Origin of the sequence: Microbacterium sp. BK668 (assembly GCF_004362195.1) — a bacterium.
GTDB lineage: Bacteria > Actinomycetota > Actinomycetes > Actinomycetales > Microbacteriaceae > Microbacterium.
The window spans coordinates 67,690-89,516 of record NZ_SNWG01000001.1 but is presented as its reverse complement, the minus strand read 5'-3'; the positions used below and the strand labels follow the sequence as shown (position 1 = coordinate 89,516).

Annotated in this window: 21 protein-coding genes; all 21 read left to right on the top strand. The window is 68.5% G+C overall.

What is annotated here, in order from left to right; all coding sequences use genetic code 11:
* Positions 1-113 precede the first annotated feature (113 nt).
* The 21 genes from rpsL to rplE all read left to right on the top strand — a co-directional run bounded on the left by rpsL (position 114) and on the right by rplE (position 21,810).
* The gene (gene rpsL / locus EV279_RS00430) at positions 114-482 is read left to right on the top strand and encodes a 30S ribosomal protein S12 (RefSeq protein WP_029145644.1); all 369 of its coding nucleotides are present in this window, start codon (positions 114-116) and stop codon (positions 480-482) included.
* A gap of 5 nt (positions 483-487) precedes the next feature.
* On the top strand, positions 488-958 hold the full coding sequence (gene rpsG / locus EV279_RS00425; protein ID WP_133540949.1) for a 30S ribosomal protein S7: 471 nt from the start codon (positions 488-490) through the stop codon (positions 956-958).
* A 111-nt stretch (positions 959-1,069) separates the two neighbouring features.
* Complete coding sequence (gene fusA / locus EV279_RS00420; protein ID WP_133540947.1) at positions 1,070-3,184, top strand: elongation factor G; 2,115 nt, start codon at positions 1,070-1,072, stop codon at positions 3,182-3,184.
* A gap of 172 nt (positions 3,185-3,356) precedes the next feature.
* Positions 3,357-4,550, top strand: a complete 1,194-nt coding sequence (tuf, locus tag EV279_RS00415) for an elongation factor Tu (RefSeq protein WP_133540945.1) — start codon at positions 3,357-3,359, stop codon at positions 4,548-4,550.
* Between the two features lie 151 nt (positions 4,551-4,701).
* Positions 4,702-4,920: a hypothetical protein gene (locus EV279_RS00410; RefSeq protein WP_133540943.1), complete on the top strand. Its 219-nt coding sequence runs from the start codon at positions 4,702-4,704 to the stop codon at positions 4,918-4,920.
* Positions 4,921-5,286: 366 nt separating this feature from the next.
* The gene (locus EV279_RS00405) at positions 5,287-12,759 is read left to right on the top strand and encodes a VWA domain-containing protein (protein WP_166644404.1); all 7,473 of its coding nucleotides are present in this window, start codon (positions 5,287-5,289) and stop codon (positions 12,757-12,759) included.
* Between the two features lie 270 nt (positions 12,760-13,029).
* Positions 13,030-14,538 (top strand): hypothetical protein, encoded by a 1,509-nt coding sequence (locus EV279_RS00400; RefSeq protein WP_133540939.1) that lies wholly within the window; start codon positions 13,030-13,032, stop codon positions 14,536-14,538.
* A 514-nt stretch (positions 14,539-15,052) separates the two neighbouring features.
* Positions 15,053-15,361, top strand: a complete 309-nt coding sequence (rpsJ, locus tag EV279_RS00395) for a 30S ribosomal protein S10 (protein ID WP_013584016.1) — start codon at positions 15,053-15,055, stop codon at positions 15,359-15,361.
* An 11-nt stretch (positions 15,362-15,372) separates the two neighbouring features.
* Positions 15,373-16,032, top strand: coding sequence for a 50S ribosomal protein L3 (gene rplC, locus EV279_RS00390; RefSeq protein WP_133540938.1), 660 nt, complete (start codon positions 15,373-15,375; stop codon positions 16,030-16,032).
* Positions 16,033-16,037: 5 nt separating this feature from the next.
* Positions 16,038-16,700 (top strand): 50S ribosomal protein L4, encoded by a 663-nt coding sequence (gene rplD / locus EV279_RS00385; RefSeq protein ID WP_133540936.1) that lies wholly within the window; start codon positions 16,038-16,040, stop codon positions 16,698-16,700.
* A complete protein-coding gene (rplW, locus tag EV279_RS00380; RefSeq protein ID WP_133540934.1) occupies positions 16,697-16,996 on the top strand; it encodes a 50S ribosomal protein L23 in 300 nt (99 codons plus the stop codon). Before rplD ends, rplW begins: the two co-directional genes overlap by 4 nt.
* A 26-nt stretch (positions 16,997-17,022) precedes the next feature.
* Complete coding sequence (gene rplB, locus EV279_RS00375; RefSeq protein ID WP_133540932.1) at positions 17,023-17,862, top strand: 50S ribosomal protein L2; 840 nt, start codon at positions 17,023-17,025, stop codon at positions 17,860-17,862.
* A 12-nt stretch (positions 17,863-17,874) separates the two neighbouring features.
* The gene (gene rpsS, locus EV279_RS00370; RefSeq protein ID WP_133540930.1) at positions 17,875-18,156 is read left to right on the top strand and encodes a 30S ribosomal protein S19; all 282 of its coding nucleotides are present in this window, start codon (positions 17,875-17,877) and stop codon (positions 18,154-18,156) included.
* A 22-nt stretch (positions 18,157-18,178) separates the two neighbouring features.
* Entirely contained in the window at positions 18,179-18,577 is a 399-nt protein-coding gene (gene rplV, locus EV279_RS00365) for a 50S ribosomal protein L22 (protein WP_133540928.1), read from the top strand.
* Positions 18,577-19,338, top strand: coding sequence for a 30S ribosomal protein S3 (gene rpsC / locus EV279_RS00360; protein WP_133540926.1), 762 nt, complete (start codon positions 18,577-18,579; stop codon positions 19,336-19,338). Before rplV ends, rpsC begins: the two co-directional genes overlap by 1 nt.
* Positions 19,338-19,757: a 50S ribosomal protein L16 gene (gene rplP, locus EV279_RS00355; RefSeq protein WP_133540925.1), complete on the top strand. Its 420-nt coding sequence runs from the start codon at positions 19,338-19,340 to the stop codon at positions 19,755-19,757. The genes rpsC and rplP overlap by 1 nt, the downstream gene beginning before the upstream one ends.
* Positions 19,757-20,104 (top strand): 50S ribosomal protein L29, encoded by a 348-nt coding sequence (gene rpmC / locus EV279_RS17110; protein ID WP_133540923.1) that lies wholly within the window; start codon positions 19,757-19,759, stop codon positions 20,102-20,104. The genes rplP and rpmC overlap by 1 nt, the downstream gene beginning before the upstream one ends.
* Positions 20,104-20,451: a 30S ribosomal protein S17 gene (rpsQ, locus tag EV279_RS00345; RefSeq protein WP_133540921.1), complete on the top strand. Its 348-nt coding sequence runs from the start codon at positions 20,104-20,106 to the stop codon at positions 20,449-20,451. The genes rpmC and rpsQ overlap by 1 nt, the downstream gene beginning before the upstream one ends.
* Before the next feature lie 35 nt (positions 20,452-20,486).
* Positions 20,487-20,855, top strand: a complete 369-nt coding sequence (rplN, locus tag EV279_RS00340; RefSeq protein WP_045246799.1) for a 50S ribosomal protein L14 — start codon at positions 20,487-20,489, stop codon at positions 20,853-20,855.
* A 2-nt stretch (positions 20,856-20,857) separates the two neighbouring features.
* On the top strand, positions 20,858-21,217 hold the full coding sequence (rplX, locus tag EV279_RS00335; RefSeq protein ID WP_133540919.1) for a 50S ribosomal protein L24: 360 nt from the start codon (positions 20,858-20,860) through the stop codon (positions 21,215-21,217).
* Between the two features lie 2 nt (positions 21,218-21,219).
* Positions 21,220-21,810, top strand: coding sequence for a 50S ribosomal protein L5 (rplE, locus tag EV279_RS00330; protein ID WP_133540917.1), 591 nt, complete (start codon positions 21,220-21,222; stop codon positions 21,808-21,810).
* The last annotated feature ends 17 nt before the right edge of the window (positions 21,811-21,827 follow it).

Below are 21,827 nucleotides of genomic sequence, written 5' to 3'. Positions count from 1 at the left end.
CATGCCGCGCCGGTGGGTCCGCGTGAGCCTCCGGTGAAACAGATCGCAAGATCCGCGAATCCCGAGGGGAGACCACGAACGCTGTCACCGTGCAGCACATACAAGGAGAGAACGTGCCAACGATTCAGCAGTTGGTTCGCAAGGGGCGCACGCCGAAGGTCTCGAAGACCAAGGCTCCCGCCCTGAAGTCGAACCCGCAGCAGGCGGGTGTCTGCACCCGCGTCTACACGACCACGCCCAAGAAGCCGAACTCGGCCATGCGCAAGGTCGCCCGTGTCAAGCTCCGCAACGGCACCGAGGTCACCGCCTACATCCCGGGCGAGGGCCACAACCTGCAGGAGCACTCGCTCGTGCTGGTCCGCGGCGGTCGTGTGAAGGACCTCCCGGGTGTCCGCTACAAGATCGTCCGCGGCGCGCTCGACACGCAGGCCGTGAAGAACCGCAAGCAGGCTCGCAGCCGCTACGGCGCGAAGAAGGGCTGAGAGACATGCCTCGCAAGGGACCCGCCCCGAAGCGCCCCGTCGTCAACGACCCGGTCTACGGCGCTCCGATCGTCAGCCAGCTGGTGAACAAGATCCTCGTCGACGGCAAGAAGTCGCTCGCCGAGTCGATCGTCTACAACGCCCTCAAGGGCGTCGAGTCGAAGAACGGCCAGGACGCCGTCGCCACGCTCAAGAAGGCCCTCGACAACGTGCGCCCGACCCTCGAGGTCAAGTCGCGCCGCGTCGGCGGCTCGACCTATCAGGTGCCGGTCGAGGTCAAGCCTCACCGCGCCAACACGCTCGCCCTCCGCTGGCTCGTCAGCTACGCCAAGGGCCGTCGTGAGAAGACCATGACCGAGCGCCTCCAGAACGAGATCTTGGATGCCTCGAACGGCCTGGGTGCCGCGGTGAAGCGCCGCGAGGACACCCACAAGATGGCCGAGTCGAACCGCGCCTTCGCGCACTACCGCTGGTAACCCGGTCCGTCTCGCGCTTCGCGCTCGCTCAACGACCGGCCTGAGCACGGTCGTTGAGCGAGCGAGGCGAGACGAAACGCCCAGAACCCGATCCACAAGATAGGAAACCCCGTGGCACAAGAAGTGCTCACCGACCTCAACAAGGTCCGCAACATCGGCATCATGGCGCACATCGATGCCGGCAAGACGACGACGACCGAGCGCATCCTCTTCTACACGGGCGTCAACCACAAGATCGGCGAGACGCACGACGGCGCTGCCACCACCGACTGGATGGAGCAGGAGCAGGAGCGCGGCATCACGATCACGTCGGCCGCCGTCACGTGCTTCTGGGACAAGCACCAGATCAACATCATCGACACCCCCGGCCACGTCGACTTCACCGTCGAGGTGGAGCGCTCGCTCCGCGTCCTCGACGGCGCCGTCGCCGTGTTCGACGGCAAGGAGGGCGTCGAGCCCCAGTCCGAGACGGTGTGGCGTCAGGCCGACAAGTACGACGTGCCCCGCATCTGCTTCGTCAACAAGATGGACAAGCTGGGCGCGGACTTCTACTTCACGGTGGACACCATCGTGAACCGGCTGAAGGCCAAGCCGCTCGTCCTCCAGCTGCCGATCGGCGTCGAGAACGACTTCATCGGCGTCGTCGACCTCGTCGAGATGCGCGCGCTGGTCTGGCCCGGCGACGCCAAGGGCGACGTGACGATGGGCGCGAAGTACGAGATCCAGGAGATCCCCGCCGACCTCGCCGACAAGGCCGCCGAGTACCGCCAGCAGCTGCTGGAGACGGTCGCCGAGAGCGACGAGCACCTGCTCGAGAAGTACTTCGGCGGTGAGGAGCTCACCGTCGCCGAGATCAAGGGCGCCATCCGCAAGCTCACCGTCTCGGGCGAGCTCTACCCGGTGCTGTGCGGCTCGGCGTTCAAGAACCGCGGTGTGCAGCCGATGCTCGACGCGGTCGTCGACTACCTCCCGTCGCCCCTCGACGTCCCCGCCATCGAGGCGCACGACCCGAAGGACGAAGAGAAGGTCATCGAGCGCCACGCCGACCGCGACGAGCCGTTCGCGGCCCTCGCGTTCAAGATCGTCTCGCACCCCTTCTTCGGTCGTCTGACCTACATCCGCGTGTACTCCGGTCACCTCGACTCCGGCTCGCAGGTCGTCAACGCGACCAAGGGCAAGAAGGAGCGCATCGGGAAGATCTTCCAGATGCACGCCAACAAGGAGAACCCGGTCGATTCGGTCACCGCGGGTCACATCTACGCGGTCATCGGCCTCAAGGACACGACGACGGGCGACACGCTCTCGGACGCGAACAACCAGGTCGTGCTCGAGTCGATGACCTTCCCGGAGCCGGTCATCGAGGTCGCGATCGAGCCCAAGACGAAGGCCGACCAGGAGAAGCTGGGTCTGGCCATCCAGAAGCTCGCCGAGGAGGACCCGACGTTCCGCGTGGAGCAGAACGCCGAGACCGGCCAGACCGTCATCAAGGGCATGGGCGAGCTGCACCTCGACATCCTCGTCGACCGCATGAAGCGCGAGTTCAAGGTCGAGGCGAACGTCGGCAAGCCGCAGGTGGCTTACCGCGAGACGATCCGCAAGACCGTCGAGCGCCACGACTACACGCACAAGAAGCAGACCGGCGGGTCGGGTCAGTTCGCGAAGGTCCAGTTCGCGCTCGAGCCCCTCGAGGTCACGGCGGACAAGACGTACGAGTTCGAGAACAAGGTCACCGGTGGCCGCATCCCGCGCGAGTACATCGAGCCCACCAACCAGGGCTTCCAGGACGCGATGGCGGTCGGCGTGCTCGCCGGCTACCCGATGGTCGGCGTGAAGGCGACCCTCCTCGACGGCGCGTCGCACGATGTCGACTCGTCCGAGATGGCGTTCAAGATCGCGGGCTCCATGGGCTTCAAGGAGGCCGTCCGCAAGGCGAACCCCGTCCTCCTCGAGCCGCTCATGGCCGTCGAGGTCCGTACTCCCGAGGAGTACATGGGCGACGTCATCGGCGACCTCAACAGCCGTCGTGGGCAGATCCAGTCGATGGAGGACGCGGCGGGCGTCAAGGTCGTCCGCGCTCTCGTGCCGCTCTCGGAGATGTTCGGCTACATCGGCGACCTCCGCTCGAAGACCTCGGGCCGCGCCGTCTACTCGATGGAGTTCGACAGCTACGCCGAGGTGCCGCGCAACGTCGCGGACGAGATCGTCCAGAAGAACAAGGGCGAGTAATCGCCCGGGATGCCGCGGCCCCGGCCGACGACGGGCGCGGGTCGCGGCATCCATCCTCAATAACTGCACAGAATCAAACAGAACCCCTCTACTAAGCTAGAGAAATCCCCGTAGAGACCCGGTCGCAAACCAGTGCCCGGAATCCCTACACGACCGTCCTGAGGAGGACCCAGTGGCTAAGGCCAAGTTCGAGCGGACCAAGCCGCACGTGAACATCGGAACGATCGGTCACGTCGACCACGGCAAGACCACGCTCACCGCTGCGATCTCGAAGGTGCTCGCCGACAAGTACCCGTCGGCCACCAACGTTCAGCGCGACTTCGCGTCGATCGACTCCGCTCCCGAGGAGCGCCAGCGCGGCATCACGATCAACATCTCGCACGTCGAGTACGAGACCCCGAAGCGTCACTACGCGCACGTCGACGCCCCCGGTCACGCCGACTACATCAAGAACATGATCACGGGTGCCGCCCAGATGGACGGCGCGATCCTCGTCGTGGCCGCCACCGACGGCCCCATGGCGCAGACCCGTGAGCACGTTCTGCTCGCCAAGCAGGTCGGCGTCCCCTACCTGCTCGTCGCGCTCAACAAGGCCGACATGGTCGACGACGAGGAGATCCTGGAGCTCGTCGAGCTCGAGGTCCGCGAGCTGCTCTCGTCGCAGGACTTCGACGGCGACAACGCGCCCGTCATCCGTGTCTCGGGCCTCAAGGCCCTCGAGGGCGACGAGAAGTGGACGCAGTCCATCGTCGAGCTCATGGAGGCCGTCGACGAGTCCATCCCCGACCCGGTGCGTGACAAGGACAAGCCGTTCCTCATGCCCATCGAGGACGTCTTCACCATCACCGGCCGTGGCACGGTCGTCACGGGTCGCGCCGAGCGCGGCACGCTCGCGATCAACTCCGAGGTCGAGATCGTCGGCATCCGCCCGACGCAGAAGACGATCGTCACGGGTATCGAGATGTTCCACAAGCAGCTCGACGAGGCGTGGGCCGGCGAGAACTGTGGTCTGCTCCTCCGCGGCACGAAGCGTGACGACGTCGAGCGCGGCCAGGTCGTCGTGAAGCCCGGCTCGGTCACCCCGCACACCAACTTCGAGGGCACGGCGTACATCCTGTCCAAGGAGGAGGGCGGCCGTCACAACCCGTTCTTCACGAACTACCGTCCGCAGTTCTACTTCCGCACCACCGACGTCACCGGCGTCATCACGCTGCCCGAGGGCACCGAGATGGTCATGCCCGGCGACACCACCGACATGACGGTCGAGCTCATCCAGCCGATCGCCATGGAGGAGGGCCTCGGCTTCGCGATCCGCGAGGGTGGCCGCACCGTCGGCGCCGGCACGGTGACCAAGATCGTCAAGTAAGTCCTTCGGCGCGGCAGCGCCTGACGGCTCGAAAGCCCCCGGGAGCGATCCCGGGGGCTTTCAGCTTTCCCAAGGGCTTACGCCCGCCGCAGTGGCCCGACAGAATGAACGCGCGGCGGTCCGCCGTGACTCGCACCGAAGGGGGACCCGCATGGGCATCGACGACATCGTCAATCAGGGCAAGAAGCTCTACGCCGACAACAAGGACCAAGTGGACGGCTTCCTGCGCTCGGACCAGGCGGAGCAGGTCAGCGATCAGGTCTTCGACACCGCCGCCGACCTCGCGAAGAAGATCGCACCCGACCAGCACGACGCGACCGTCGACGAGTTCCGGGACAAGGCCGACCGCGCCGTCGGCAACGAGAAGTAGCGGCATCCGCACGGCCCGGGTGGAGCGTCCGCCCGGGCCTTTCGCGTGCCCTCCGAGGGGACCGGCGCTTCGCGCGGAGGCGGTGTCGCTGCGTCCGCGTACTTGACGCCCCGCGAGGCCGCGGACTACGGTCGCTCTCGGAGGGCGGTCATCACGTCGGCTCTGGGGCTGACGAGACGGCGTGACGTCGTGCTCCGCGGGGTTCCGTGTTCCGTGGAACCTCGAACGGGTCTCCGGTTCGGGGGAACCCGAGTCGATGGCGACGGGTAATTTCATATGTCTGGTGTTTCGGGCGGGCAGATTTCGGGGCGCAGGGGGCTGCGCCGGACTCTTCGGGAGGAGCGGGAGCGGCAGCGCAGGCTGACGTTGCGGCACCGGTGGTACGCCGGCGCAGTCGCGACGCTGGTTTCCGGGGCTCTCATCTTCAGCGGGGTCGGGCCCGCGGTCGCGGCGGAGGTGACGCCGACGCCCACGCCGGAGCAGTCGGCCGCACCCGAGCAGACGGCGGCGCCGGAGGATCCGACCGACCCTCCCGCGGATACGCCGATCCAGGAGGAATCGCCGGCGCCGGAGGACCCGGCTCCCGCTGATCCGGAGCCCTCGGAGCCGGCTGCCCCGGGCGGCGACGTGAAGCCGGCCGACCAGACCGATCTGTCGGTGCAGGACGAGCAGAAGACCGCGCAGGATGCCGCGGCCGCCCAACCGGATGTCGGCGTCCTCCTCGTGCCCGATCCCGGCCCGACGACCTCGGTCATCACCGTCAAGGTGGGTTCGGACCGCACCGGGATCACGGGGGTGACGAGCCTTGCCGGCGTCGTGCTCCTGCTGAACACGGGCGGCGCGGGCGGACCGAGCGGCACGCGCCCCGACGGCGTGGCGGGAACAGGGGACGGATGGGCCAAGTGCACCTCCGACGCGCAGGGCGACTGCTCCTTCACCGTGCCGGCGACCAACCCCGGCGGCGCCAACCGCGACCAGCGGTACTGGGTCGTGCAGTCGAGCGTCCCCGCGGGCTACTACGCCAACCCGACGCTGCGGACCGGCGGCTCCTCGGGCGCCGGGGCGGCGACGCCCTACACGTTCCGCACCGGCAACCAGCTGCGGGCGAACAGCACCTACTCCTCGCAGGACGCCAACGCCTTCATGCTGTCGTCGGGCATCACGCCGACGGCATCCGGCGGAATCTGGCAGCAGTCGCGCAGCAATCCTGCGCTGACCGCCTCCTGCGGGCTCGATGTCGCGCTCATCCTCGACCTCTCCGGCTCGGTCTCGGGCTCTCTCGCCCAGCTGAAGACGGCCGCGAACACGTTCGTCGACTCGCTGCAGGGCACGCCGTCGCGCATGGCGCTGTTCTCGTTCTCGTCGCAGACGCCTGCGACGGGCGCGACCGCGAACTTCCCCTCCCTCACGCCGGTCTCGACGCCTGCTCAGGGAACCGCGTTCAAGAACCTCTACGCGCCGTGGACGGCCGACGGCAGCACCAACTGGGACCGCGGCCTCGGCGTCGCGGCGGCGGCCAACACGGCCGCCAACAACTTCGACATCGCCGTGGTCATCACCGACGGCAACCCGACGTCGTACAACCAGCCTCCGCAGGGGAGCGGTTCGGACAACCGCTTCCGCGAGACCGAGAACGGCATCTTCTCGGCCAACGCCCTCAAGGCCGGCCCCGGCGGCACCGCGCCGACGCGCGTGCTCGCGTTCGGGGTGGGCGACGGGGCGACCGGCGCGACGAACGCGCTCAACCTCCGGGCGATCTCGGGACCGACCGCCTTCACGGGAGCCAACGGCGAGACGGCCGACTACTACCAGGCGAACAACTTCGCCGCCGTCGGCACCGCCCTGCGCAATCTCGCACTGGGCAACTGCGAGGGCACGCTCACGGTGACCAAGCAGATCATCCCGAACACCACGCCGGTCGGGCAGACGACGGGTGCACTTCCCTCCGGGGCGGGATGGCAGTTCACCGGCACCGTCAACACGCCGGGCGTCACGACGCCGGCCGCGGCACGCACGACGACCGCCGACGGCACGGGCACCGTCACCTACCCGCTGGCGTTCCCCGGCGGCACGACGAGCGCCTCGGTCTCGGTGGTGGAGACGCAGCAATCGGGATTCACCCTTCAGCAGGTGGGCGGGCAGAACGCCGTCTGCCGGAACCTCAACACGAACGAAGCGGTGTCGGTCACCAACAGCGGCGCGCTCGGATTCACGGTGGACGTGCCGAGCACCCAGGCCGTGAACTGCGTCGTCTTCAACCGCGCCCCGGCGCCGGAGGCGAACCTCACGGTCACCAAGACGTGGGTCGTCAACGGCGTGACGTATCCCGACGGCGCGCAGCCGAGCGACCTGACCGCCCAGCTGCAGCTGACCGGTCCGGGCGCAGCCGGGGCGACGAACCAGGGATGGGGAGTGACCCGGACGGGCTACGCGCAGGGGGACACGACCACGCTGTCCGAACAGGTCACCCTGATCGACCCCACGATGTGCACGAGCAGCGCGGTCGTCACCAGCGTCAACGGCACGCCGGCCAACGTCCCGTTGGGTGCGGGCTACCAGATGCTTCTGAGCCAGATCAACAACACGGCGACGATCACGAACACCGTGCTCTGCAACAGCGAACTGACACTCATCAAGCAGGTTCAGGGCGGTGACGCACAGCCTTCGAGCTGGACGCTCAACGCGTCGTTCCTCGCGACCGCGCAGGTTCCCACCGGACTGCCGGGCTTCTCTGGCGCGGCGGAGTCTGCATCGGTGGCTTCGCAGAACGTGACGCCCAACGCGCGATACCAGCTGTTCGAGTCCGGCGGAGACCCTCGCTATCGGCAGACAGACAACCGGACGAACCTGCAGTCCAACCCTCTGTCGACCGGTTCGGCCACCTGCATCCGCGTCGAGGCCGACGGCGACCCGTGGCCGGGCAGCGGCTTCTCGGACGGCATCAACGGCGGCGTCAACGTGCCCCTGGGGTACCGCGTCGCGTGCACCCTGGTGAACCAGACGGCCGACCTCACGCTGCTCAAGACGGTGGTGAACGACAACGGCGGCTCGACCCCGCCGTCGGCGTGGGACCTCACCGCCACCCCCGCGGTCCTCGCGGGGCTGACCCCCACCACCGTCCCGGGCTCCGAGACGGCGGGGGTGGCCAACACGTTCGGCGTGCGTCCCGGACACGTGTACACCCTCACCGAGTCCGACGTCCCTGGCTACCAGTTCGCCAAGCTCCAGCGCTTCGTGAACGGGGCATGGGTCGATGTCGTCGCTGACCCCGATCCGCTCCGGTACCCGCAGCAGAACGGGGACGGCGACTGGCTCATCACGGTCGATCCGCTCGACGATCCGCTCTACCGGTTCGTGAACGACGACATCGCGCCGCAGCTGACGCTGGTCAAGGAGGTCACGAACGACAACGGCGGCGAGGCCGAGCCGACCGATTGGACCCTCACGGCGACCACGCCGGGCGGGCCCGACCTCAGCGGTCAGACGGAGACGCCGGCGGTGACCGCGCAGCCGGTGCGGGCGGGCGTCGTCTACACGATCGGCGAGAACGGCGGCCCGGCGGCCTACTCCCTGAACAGCCTGACGTGCACGGGATACCCGAACACGTCGGTCGGGAACCCGACGATCACGCTCGCCCCGGGCGACGACGTGACCTGCACGCTCGTCAACGACGACATCCTCATCCCCGTGACCGTGGAGAAGTCCGACGGAACGGTCGAGCAGCTCGCCGACGGCACCTGGCGCATCACGTATGAGGTGGTCGTCGCGAACGGCAGCCCCACCCTTGCGACGCGCTTCTCGCTGACCGACACGCCGCAGTTCGACACGAGCTTCACCGTCCTGACACAAGGCTGGGAGGGCTCGCCGAACGTCACCGACGTGCCGATCGAAGGCGGCGGCGTCTACACCTTCACCTACGTGGTGACCGCAGAGGCGAACATCGAACCGGTCGCACCGGGCGCCCTCGTGTGCTCGCCCACCAACGGGGGCGGCTTCTTCAACTCGGCCACGGTCACGTTCCCCTCAGGCACCGACACCGACACGGGATGCGCCGTGCCGGGAGCGCCGACCGTGCAGAAGACGGCGCAGACGGCTGTGCAGAACCCGGCAACGGGGGAGTGGACGCTCCGCTACCTGGTCGCGGTGAGCAACCCCACCCCGATCCCCCTCTCGTACACGCTGAGCGACACCGCCGCGCCCCTGCCGGCAGGTGTCGCCGGGGGAGCATGGTCGGCATCCGACCCCACTCCCGTGGGCGGCGGCACGTTCGTCCGCAACGCCGGCTGGTCGGGCGCGGGCGAGCTCGCCACCGGCACCCTGCCCGCAGGCGCTGTGCACACCTACGCCGTGACGCGCGTCGTGACGGTCGCGGCATCCGTCTCGGAGGCCGCGCTCACGTGCGGATCGACGCCCGCGGACGGGGGCGGCGTCTGGAACACGGCATCCGTCACGAACGGCATCACCGTGACCGAGTCGTCCGACTGCGTCGACATCGAGCGCCCGGCGGTCACGATCGCGAAGACCGTGACCGACACGCGTCAGCTCGCCGACGGCACGTGGGAGATCGTCTACGACGTCGTCGTGACCAACTCGTCGACCACGCTCGCGGCGGTGTACAGCCTCGCGGACTCCCTGCAGTTCGGCGGCGACATCACGGTCGAGGGGGCGTCGTGGACCGGGCCGACGAGCGGCGACTTCGCACCGGACGGCACCGCTGAGCTGGCGACCGATCGCGTGCTCGCCCCCCTGGTTGGCGATGCCGGAGTGGAGACCTACGTCGTGACGGCGCGGGCGACGGTCGATCTGGCGGCATGGGAAGGCGACACGCTCTCCTGCACCGACGAGGACCCGCCGACCGCCGGCGGCTTCCTGAACGTCGCGACGGTGACCGTGAACGGCGTCGGGATCCCGGCCGACGACTGCTCGGAGCCCGGGCTGCCGACGATCGCCAAGCAGGGCGTCGCCGCGACGCAGGATCCGTCCGATCCCTCGGCGTGGACCGTCACCTACGAGGTGACCGTGACGTCAGGCGGCTTCGACACCTTCTACTCGCTCTCCGACACCCCCGCGTTCGCCGCGGGCATCGCCCTCAACGCGGGCACGGCGCAGCGGACGGACATCGCAGATCAGCCGGTGCTTCCGATCAGTCCGGGAGCCGACTTCGTCACCGACGTCGCTCTCGCTGCGGATGCGACGCACGTCTACCTCGTGTCGTGGAGCGTCGAGGTGACGGATGCCTTCACCGAGGATGACGCGGACTGCACGGGCGAGCCCGGCAGCGGCTTCTTCAACTCGGCGACGCTGCTCGTGGGCGACATCCCCATCGACGGAAGCGACTGCATCCCGGTCGCCGACCGCGTGTATCCCACCATCGTCAAGACCGTCACGGGGACGGACCAGGATCCGTCGACGGGCGACTGGACGATCACCTACGCCATCGAGGTGACGCTGGCGCCGGTGGGGCCGGGCAACCCCGACGGCCTGGCGGCCGAGTACGACCTGACCGACACGCTGGACTTCGGCGGCGGCATCGAGGTCGTGGAGGCGACGTGGGCGGGCCAGTCCTCGGGCACGTTCGATCCGGTGACCGACCCGGCCGAACTGGCCTCGGACGAGGCCATCGCCGCGGGCGCGACGCACGTGTACTCGGTGACGGTGCGCGCGACGGTGACCGCGGAGGCGATCGACGGCGGCACCACCTCGTGCGATCCCGGCGAGGGGCAGACCGGCGGATTCCTCAACACGGCCCTGCTGAGCTCGGGAGGTGAGGACACACCCGTCGACGCGTGCGCCGAGCCGGTCTTCCCGACCATCTCCAAGTCGTCCGCCCAGGGCGGCGCCGTGCAGCAGCCCGACGGGAGCTGGGCCCTCGCGTACGACATCACGGTGTCGTATCCGTCCACGGATGCCGATCCGCGCCCGAGCGTCGGCTACGTGCTGACCGACGTGCCCGACCTGCCGGCCAATGTGGAGCTGCAGGGCGAGTGGACGGCCACTGCGGGTGCCGATACGCCCGCGCCCGACGATCCGACGTTCGACGGCGAGGGGACGTGGACCATCGTGACCGCCGCACTCGACCCGGACGAGGACGGCGTGACTCAGCACGTCTATACGATCACGGCGGTGGTGCGGGTGACCGCACCCCCCGTCGAACCGGTCGCCGAGTGCGCCGAGCTGGAGGAGACCGGCATCGTCGTGCCCAACAGCGCGACGGTGACCTCGGGCGGCTACACGGCCGACGACGACGCCTGCCAGGTCGTGCAGTTCGACGACGTCGGCGTCGAGAAGAGCGCCGACCTCGCGGGCGAGGAGACGTCGGTCGAGCCCGGAGACCAGTTCGACTACGTGATCACCGTCACGAACACCGGCACCGGTCCGGCGAACGAGATCCTCGTGTTCGACGACTCGCTGAGCGAGGCGCCGTATGTCGGTCGCGTGCAGCTCGTCGCCGGCACGCTGTCGGTCGAGCCCGCCGGGCTCGCCTACACGGACTCGTCGGATCTGCCCGGGAACGTCATCGACCTCGAGATCGATCAGCTCGCCGTCGGCGAGTCGGCGACGATCCGGGTGACGGCCGAGTTCCTGCCCGCACCGGTGGGCGGCGAGCCGCAGGTGCCGCCGGGCGAGGACCCGCCCGCGCCGACGCCGCCGCTGGACGCGATCGTCAACCTGGTGTGCGTGGCCGCAGAGTTCGACGGGAACCCCGAGAACAACTGCGACGACGCCGAGGTGCCGACGCGCGACATCACCGCGTCCGTTTACGCGACGTGCCAGAGTGATGCGCCGCTGCTGGGGTGGGTCGTGGCGAAGTCGGCGCTGCTGGCCGGCGAGCCGGCGAGCCTCCTGTGGGAGCTCGACCCGCCCAGCCCGGGAAGCGTTCCGCCCTTCGTCGAGTTCGACGAGTCGGACGAGGGCGCGGTCGGCCCGGTCTGGACCGGCCTCGCCGACTGGCCGGGAGCGTTCTTCACCCCGTCCGGCGTCGCGATCGATTACCCCGGGTGGCGTCCGATCGAGCTGAGCGACGTGGTGCCCGGATCGAACCCGATCAACTACTACATCCCCGGCCCGGAGCCCCGGACGGAGATGACGGCGGCCGACCGGCTGAACCTCGTCTACAACGGCCTGATCCTCGATGACAGCGAGCTCGACTACGCGTGGCGCGGAGCGTCGACGGTCACGCTCTCGGTCAACCCCGAGCTGACGTTCGAGGTGGAGTACCCGCCGGCGACGCCGGAGTGCGTCCAGGCGCGGCACAGCACGGTCGAGATCGAGAAGACGGCGAGCGTCGAGCGCACCAGCGCGGGGCAGTCGTTCACCTACAGCCTGGAAGTGGCGAACGTGAGCGACGACTCGGCGGCCGAAGCCGTGGTCATCACCGACGCCATCCCTGCCGACCTCCGGATCACGTCGGTGACGTGGCCCGGCCAGGGCGACGCGGGGGTCTTCCCGAACTGGAGCTCGTGCGCTGTCACCGGGCAGAACGCGCAGGGGTACGGCGGGGTCCTGAACTGCACGCTGTTCGGTCCGCTGCAGCCGGTCGGTGCAAACGATTCGCCATCGAGCGCGCCGACGATCACGCTCGCGGCGACGGTGAATCCCGCGTCGACGGCAGCGGTCATCACGAACGTCGCGGTGGTGGAGTATCAGACGTTCGGCGACCCGGAAGACACGGGAACCGACTCGGACGACGCGACGGTCCTGCTGTCGGGCCTTCCGGTGACAGGCGGGTCGCCGGCGCTGCCGCTGATCATGCTCGGCTTCCTCGCCCTCCTCGGCGGCGTCGCGACCCTCGTCGTCACGCGCCGGCGTAGGAAGTCGGCGACGGTCGACGTGCAGTAGCGAGCCCGGCTTCCGGGCGGGGCCCGCCGACATGCTCGGCGGGCCCCGTGCGTGTGCGACACCCCGTCCCGCCACCGCGCGGACTCGATTTCGTCGGCGCCGCTCTCGCCCGATAGTCTTCGAGAACGCGGCATGCGTGCCCCGCATCGGGAGACTGCTCTCTCGGACCGCCCCTTGGGGGGAGCGGTGGGGCGCCGGCCGTCACAGTGCCGACCCGAAGGCGCTGGGGGTTACGGCGTGCTCATCGCGCCGTGTGGGGAAGGGAAAAGCGTGCTCGACGTACGCATTAATCGGCGTGCCTCCGCGCTGCTCGCAGCGCTGCTCGCCGTCGCACTGGTCTTCGCTCCGCTCGTGACGAGCGGGGCAGCGGCCGCGGAAACGAAGGGTGTCACCGGCGAACTCGTCGAGTGGACCTCCGACACCAACAAGACGTCCTATTGGGAGGCTCTGTACGCCGACCACGAGGCCGTCTGCTACTCGAGCTCGGGCAGCACCAGCCACGGCTCCATCACCGACGGCGGCAAGACCGTCACGCTGCGGCAGTACGACCCGTCGTGGCCGGGCGACCACTGGGAGCTTCTCGTCGTCAAGGGCGGCAACCTGTGGAACAACGTCGTCGAGCACCCGCAGGCCGGCGTCGCCTACGCGTCGCCGGAGAACAGCGGCGGACAGCAGTCCGACGTCTCGCACTGGATCGTCTGCAAGGGCACGACGCCCGAGGTGCCGCCGACCGTCGTGACACCGACCCTCACCTTCTCGCTGCCGACCTGTGCGCTCGCCGGCATCCTGACGCTCGGCGACAACGTCACGTGGACCTCGGTGAAGAACGAGGACGGCACGACGACGTACACGGCTTCGCCGGCGGCCGGCACGGTCTTCGCGGAGGGCGTGACGCGCGAGTGGACCGTCCCGAGCCTCGAGAGGCTGCCGGTGTACCACCCCTCGTGCACTCCCGAGGAGGAGCCGACCGAGGTGACGCCGGCGCTGACCTACACGCCCGCCACCTGCGACGCGGCCGGAACCGTCACCAGGAGCGAGGGCGTCGAATGGACCCCGACCTCGAACGAGGACGGCTCGACGACCTGGACGGCCGCGCCGCTCGCCGGCACGGTGTTCCCGGAGGCCGCCCAGACGCAGTGGACGGTTCCCAGCCTCGCTCAGCTCTCCGCAGACGACGAGGCCTGCCGCGGCGAGGAGGAGCCGCCCGGCGACCCCGACCTCGTCCCCGGCAGCATCCTCGCGGTCTGCCAGGGCGACGTGCCGTACCTCTCGTACGACGTCACGCTTCCCGAGGGCTTCTCGACCGACGACGCGACCCCCCTCACGATCACCTTCGTGAACCCCGCGGGCGACGACTACGTCGTCGGCGACCAGCCGCTGCAGGGGAGCCTGCTGTGGCCGGGTGCCTCGGCGGCCGAACCGAAGATGTGGCCCGGCTGGGCGCTCGTGGATGGCACCTACACCGAGACCGACGGCAACTTGCGGTGGACCCGTGCGGGCGTCACGGTGATCTTCGAGGTCAACCCGTCCTACGAGACGTCCGTCGTCTACCCCCAGGCGAGCGCCCTGTGCGCGAACCCGGCCGCAATCCCGTCGGTGCCCGCCACGCCGGCGTCTGACTCCGCCGGTCCCGCCGACCCCGCCGACCCCGGCACCCTCGCCGTGACCGGCAGCGTGTTCCAGGCCGGCTACCTCGCGGCCGGCGCGATCGCGCTCCTGGCGGGCGTCGCGATGACGGTCTACACCGCGCGCCGGCGCCGCAGCAGCGACGCCAGCTGACGCTCGGTCGGATCAGAGGGGCGGTCGCGCGAAGCGCGGCCGCCCCTTCACCGTGACTCCGGCGGCTCCCGGGTGGGCAAGGACGCGCCGCGGCATCCACCACCGTGACTTGTCTGTGAGAGCGCCCTGCATAGCGCGTCGCGACACGCCCGGGTTTGCGACACGCCCGGGCGGCCCGTAGACTAGTCAGGTTCCACATTCCGGCGCCCCTTTCGGCGCGCGCCGGATCACTGCCAGGGCAGTGCATAGGAAGCGCAAGCGAACTCCTAGGCCGCGGGCAGCAGAACAGCACATCCACCTTCGAGGCTCGGGAACCGGGTAGCCGGAACTCGGGCCGTGCGCGTGCGCACAGGGGAGTGGAGCCGGATGCCGCGGCCTCCGGTTTGACAGCAGAACAGCGGTGCAGCATCCCTCGACCTGTCGAGGAAGAAGTGCCCAGGCGCCTCGCGATCGCGGAGCGTCATGTGCGTCCGATGCCCTCAGAGGTAAGACGCGGAAAGAGAGTGAGCAGACAATGGCGGGACAGAAGATCCGCATTCGCCTGAAGTCGTACGACCACGCCGGACTCGACAGCTCGGCGCGCAAGATCGTCGACACCGTGACCCGTGCCGGTGCGACCGTCGTGGGCCCCGTGCCCCTTCCGACCGAGAAGAACGTCGTGTGCGTCATCCGGTCGCCCCACAAGTACAAGGACAGCCGCGAGCACTTCGAGATGCGCACCCACAAGCGTCTGATCGACATCATCGACCCGACGCCCAAGGCCGTCGACTCGCTGATGCGCCTCGACCTGCCGGCCGACGTCAACATCGAGATCAAGCTCTGAGGACGACGGCAATGGCACACATCAACGAAAAGGTTTCCAAGGGTCTCCTCGGCACCAAGCTGGGCATGACCCAGGTGTGGAACGAGAACGGCAAGCTCGTTCCCGTCACCGTCATCGAGATCGCCCCGAACGTGGTCACGCAGGTGCGCACGCCCGAGAAGGACGGTTACAACGCCGTTCAGATCGCCGCGGGCCAGATCGACCCGCGCAAGGTGAACAAGCCCCTCACGGCCCACTTCGAGGCCGCCGGCGTGACCCCGCGCCGTCACCTCACCGAGATCCGCACGGCGGACGCTGCTGACTACTCACTCGGTCAGGAGCTCACGGTGGACGGCGTGTTCGAGGCCGGCCAGCTGGTCGACGTCGTCGGCACCAGCAAGGGCAAGGGCACCGCCGGTGTCATGAAGCGCCACAACTTCAAGGGCGTCTCCGCCTCGCACGGTGCGCACCGCAACCACCGCAAGCCCGGTTCGATCGGCGCGTCGTCGACCCCGAGCCGCGTCTTCAAGGGCATGCGCATGGCCGGCCGCATGGGTGGCGAGCGCGTGACCGTCCTCAACCTCACGGTGCACGCCGTCGACGCCGAGAAGGGTCTGCTGCTCGTCAAGGGCGCCGTCCCCGGTGCGCGCGGCCGCATCGTCTACGTCCGCAACGCAGTGAAGGGTGCCTGATCTCCATGGCTGACTCGACTCTCGCGCTCGACGTCCTGAAGGCCGACGGCAAGAAGGCCGGCTCCGTGGAGCTGCCCGCCGCTCTCTTCGACGTCAAGACGAACATCCCGCTCATCCACCAGGTCGTCGTCGCGCAGCTCGCGGCGGCTCGCCAGGGCACCCACTCGACGAAGCGTCGCGGTGAGGTCTCCGGCGCCGGCCGCAAGCCCTTCAAGCAGAAGGGCACGGGCAACGCCCGGCAGGGATCGATCCGCGCGCCGCACATGACCGGCGGTGGCATCGTGCACGGCCCGAAGCCGCGCGACTACTCGCAGCGCACTCCCAAGAAGATGGTCGCCGCCGCGCTCCTCGGAGCTCTCAGCGACCGCGCTCGCGGGGACCGCCTGCACATCGTCGACTCGTTCGGCATCGAGGGCGCGCCCTCGACGAAGGCCGCCGCCGCGGTCCTCGCCGAGCTCGCCCCGACGAAGAACGTCCTCGTCGTCATCGAGCGTGACGACGAGCTCAGCATCAAGAGCGTCCGCAACCTCGCGTACGTCCACGTGCTGCCCTTCGACCAGCTGAACGCCTACGACGTGCTCGTCTCCGACGACATCGTCTTCACCAAGGCCGCCTACGACGCGTTCGTCGCGTCGAAGTCCGGCGCCACCGAGGAGGTCTCGGCATGACCGCCGTCAACAAGGACCCGCGCGACATCATCCTGAAGCCGGTCGTCTCCGAGAAGAGCTACGGGCTCATCGACGAGGGGAAGTACACGTTCCTCGTGGACCCCCGCGCCTCCAAGTCCGAGATCAAGCTCGCGATCGAGAAGATCTTCGGCGTGAAGGTGGCCTCGGTCAACACGCTCAACCGCGTCGGCAAGGCCCGTCGCACCCGCTTCGGCACGGGCAAGCGCAAGGACACCAAGCGCGCCATCGTGACGCTCAAGTCGGGCACCATCGACATCTTCACGGCAGTCGGCTGACGGTCGGGAACGAGGACTAGAGAACAATGGCAATTCGCAAGTACAAGCCCACGACCCCCGGTCGCCGCGGCTCGTCGGTGGCCGACTTCGCCGAGATCACCCGATCGACGCCCGAGAAGTCGCTCCTCCGCCCGCTCGCCAAGACCGGTGGCCGCAACAACCAGGGCCGCATCACCACGCGTCACATCGGCGGTGGCCACAAGCGCCAGTACCGCGTCATCGACTTCCGTCGCAACGACAAGGACGGCATCGACGCCAAGGTCGCGCACATCGAGTACGACCCCAACCGCACCGCGCGCATCGCGCTGCTGCACTACTTCGACGGCGAGAAGCGCTACATCCTCGCGCCGAACAAGCTGCAACAGGGCGACATCGTCGAGTCGGGCGCCGGCGCCGACATCAAGCCCGGCAACAACCTGCCGCTGCGCAACATCCCCACGGGTACGGTCGTGCACGCGATCGAGCTCCGTCCCGGCGGCGGCGCCAAGCTCGCCCGCTCGGCCGGCGCCTCGGTGCGTCTCGTCGCGAAGGACGGCCCCTACGCCCAGCTGCGTCTGCCCTCGGGCGAGATCCGTAACGTCGACGCGCGCTGCCGCGCGACGATCGGCGAGGTCGGCAACGCCGAGCAGTCCAACATCAACTGGGGCAAGGCCGGCCGCAAGCGCTGGAAGGGCGTCCGCCCGACCGTGCGCGGTGTCGCGATGAACCCGGTCGACCACCCGCACGGTGGTGGTGAGGGCAAGACCTCCGGTGGACGTCATCCCGTCACTCCTTGGGGCCAGGCTGAGGGTCGCACCCGCCACGCCAACAAGGAAAGCGACAAGTACATCGTCCGTCGTCGCAACGCCGGCAAGAAGCGCAAGTAGGAGTAGAGGAAGATGCCTCGTAGCCTTAAGAAGGGCCCCTTCGTCGACGAGCACCTGCTTCGCAAGGTCGTCGCTCAGAACGAAGCCGGTACCAAGAACGTCATCAAGACCTGGTCGCGTCGCTCGATGATCATCCCCGCGATGCTCGGCCACACGATCGCCGTCCACGACGGTCGCAAGCACATCCCCGTGTTCGTGACCGAGACCATGGTCGGCCACAAGCTGGGCGAGTTCGCGCCCACCCGCACCTTCCGCGGCCACGTGAAGGACGACAAGAAGGGCCGCCGCCGCTGACGCGGGGGCAGAGGAGAGAGAAATGGTGGAGTCCATCGCACGCGTGCGACACATCCGCGTGACCCCTCAGAAGGCTCGTCGTGTCGTCGCGCTCATCAAGGGCAAGCAGGCCCAGGAGGCGCTCGCGATCCTGAAGTTCGCGCCGCAGAGCGCGAGCGAGCCGATCTACAAGCTCGTCGCCTCGGCGATCGCGAACGCTCGCGTGAAGGCCGACCAGGTGAACGAGTACCTGGACGAGCAGGACCTGTACGTGGCCAACGCGTACGTCGACGAGGGCACGACGCTCAAGCGCTTCCAGCCCCGCGCACAGGGTCGCGCCTTCCAGATCAAGAAGCGCACGAGCCACATCACGGTGGTCCTCGCGACCCCGGAGGCGGCCGACGCCGCTCCGGCCAAGACCAGCAAGAAGGCGAGCAAGTAATGGGACAGAAGGTCAACCCGTACGGCTTCCGCCTCGGCATCACCACGGACCACGTGTCGCGGTGGTTCTCGGACTCGACCAAGCCGGGCCAGCGCTACGCCGACTACGTCGCCGAGGACATCAAGATCCGCAAGCTCCTGCAGACGCAGCTCGACCGCGCCGGCGTGAGCAACATCGAGATCGAGCGCACGCGTGACCGCGTCCGCGTCGACATCCACACCGCCCGCCCGGGCATCGTGATCGGCCGCCGCGGCGCCGAGGCCGAGCGCATCCGCGCCGACCTCGAGAAGCTGACCGGCAAGCAGATCCAGCTCAACATCCTCGAGGTGAAGAACCCCGAGGCCGACGCGCAGCTCGTCGCCCAGGGCATCGCGGAGCAGCTCTCTGCTCGTGTGGCGTTCCGCCGCGCGATGCGCAAGGGCCTGCAGGGCGCCCAGCGCGCCGGCGCCAAGGGCGTCCGCATCCAGGTGTCGGGCCGCCTCGGCGGCGCCGAGATGAGCCGCTCGGAGTTCTACCGCGAGGGCCGTGTGCCCCTGCACACGCTCCGCGCCAACATCGACTACGGCTTCTACGAGGCCAAGACGACCTTCGGCCGCATCGGCGTGAAGGTCTGGATCTACAAGGGCGATCTCACCAACAAGGAGCTCGCACGCGAGCAGGCCAACGCGCCGAAGCAGTCCCGCGGTCGTGACGACCGCGGCGGCGACCGTCGTCGTGGCCCTCGCAACGAGGCCCCCGTGGCAGAAGGAGCGTCGGCGTAATGCTCATCCCCCGCAAGGTCAAGCACCGCAAGCAGCACCACCCCGGCCGTTCGGGTCAGGCCACCGGCGGCACGAAGGTCAGCTTCGGCGAGTTCGGCATCCAGGCCCTCACCCCCGCGTACGTGACCAACCGTCAGATCGAGTCCGCTCGTATCGCGATGACCCGTCACATCAAGCGCGGCGGCAAGGTGTGGATCAACATCTACCCCGACCGACCGCTGACGAAGAAGCCCGCCGAGACCCGCATGGGTTCCGGCAAGGGCTCGCCGGAGTGGTGGGTCGCAAACGTCAAGCCGGGTCGCGTCCTCTTCGAGGTCGCCGGCGTCAACGAGCAGCTCGCTCGCGAGGCGCTGACCCGTGCCATCCACAAGCTGCCTCTGAAGGCACGCATCATCAAGCGCGAGGAGGGCGACGCGTAATGGCGATCGGCACCAAGACGCTCGCTCCGAGCGAGCTCGACACGTTCGAAGACCAGCGCCTCGTCGAGGAGCTGCGCAAGGCCAAGGAAGAGCTGTTCAACCTGCGCTTCCAGTCGGCCACGGGCCAGCTCGAGAGCCACGGCCGCATCCGTGCGGTCAAGCGCGACATCGCGCGGCTCTACACCGTGATCCGTGAGCGCGAGCTCGGCATCCGTGCCACGCCCGCCCCGCTCGAGGTCGCGACGAAGGCGAAGCGCCGCTCTGAGCGAGCGGAGCGGGACGAAGCGAAGACGAAGGCCAAGAAGGCGGATGCCGCCGACTCGGCCGCGAAGGAAGAGGCCGAGTGATGGCTGACACGAAGAAGGCAGCGGCCGCCGAGGCCGAGGTCAAGGACCAGGTCGCCGGTCACGAGTCGGCCGCCCACGACGTCCGCGACGCGAACGCCCGCGGGTACCGCAAGGCCCGCCGCGGCTACGTCGTGAGCGACAAGATGGACAAGACGATCGTCGTCGAGGTCGAGGACCGCGTGAAGCACCCCCTCTACGGCAAGGTCATCCGCCGGACGTCCAAGGTCAAGGCCCACGACGAGGGCAACACCGCCGGCATCGGCGACCTCGTCCTCATCAACGAGACCCGGCCGCTTTCCGCCACCAAGCGCTGGCGCCTGGTCGAGATCCTCGAGAAGGCCAAGTAAGCCCTCGGGCCTGCTTGGAACCCAAGGAGTAAGAAGTGATTCAGAACGAATCCCGCCTCAAGGTCGCCGACAACACCGGCGCCAAGGAGCTGCTCACGATCCGTGTGCTCGGCGGCTCCAACCGGCGCTACGCCGGCTTGGGCGACGTCATCGTCGCCACGGTCAAGGACGCGATCCCGGGCGGAAACGTCAAGAAGGGCGACGTCGTCAAGGCCGTCGTCGTCCGCACCGTCAAGCAGACGCGCCGTCCCGACGGCTCGTACATCAAGTTCGACGAGAACGCCGCCGTCATCCTGAAGAACGACGGGGAGCCCCGCGGCACCCGCATCTTCGGACCGGTCGGCCGTGAGCTTCGCGACAAGAAGTTCATGAAGATCGTCTCGCTCGCCCCGGAGGTCATCTGATCATGGCGAAGATCAAGAAGGGCGACCTGGTTCAGGTCATCTCGGGCGCCAAGCCCGAGCGCGGCGGAGACCGCGGCAAGCAGGGCAAGGTCCTCGAGGTCCTGTCCGAGCAGAACCGCGTCATCGTCGAGGGCGTGAACTACGTCACGAAGCACAACCGCGTGGGCCAGACCCAGCGCGGCACCAAGACCGGCGGCATCGAGACGTTCGAGGCCCCGATCCACATCTCCAACGTCGCGCTCGTCGACCCCTCGTCCAAGAAGCCGACGCGTGTCGGCCACCGCGTCGAGGAGAAGACCAAGGACGGCGTCAAGCGCACCGTCCGCGTGCGCTACGCGAAGAAGTCAGGCAAGGACCTCTGAATATGAGCACCACCACTGCCGTGGAGGCTGGCAAGATCCAGCCCCGCCTGAAGCAGAAGTACAACGCCGAGATCAAGAAGTCGCTGCAGGACGAGTTCGGCTACGCCAACGTCATGCAGATTCCCGGCCTGGTGAAGGTCGTCGTGAACACCGGTGTCGGCGAGGCGGCTCGCGACAGCAAGGTGATCGACGGTGCGGTCGACGACCTCACCAAGATCACGGGTCAGAAGCCCGTCGTGACCAAGGCCCGCAAGTCCATCGCGCAGTTCAAGCTGCGCGAGGGCCAGGCCATCGGCGCGCACGTCACCCTCCGGGGCGACCGCGCATGGGAGTTCGTCGACCGCCTGGTCAACCTCGCGCTGCCCCGCATCCGCGACTTCCGCGGGCTGTCGGCCAAGCAGTTCGACGGCCACGGCAACTACACGTTCGGTCTCCAGGAGCAGTCGGTGTTCCACGAGATCAACCAGGACAAGATCGACCGCGTGCGCGGCTTCGACATCACGATCGTCACCTCGGCGAAGACGGATGACGAGGGCCGGGCGCTGCTTCGTCACCTCGGCTTCCCGTTCCGCGCGGACGACGCCCAGGCCTGATCTGACGAAGTCCTCGG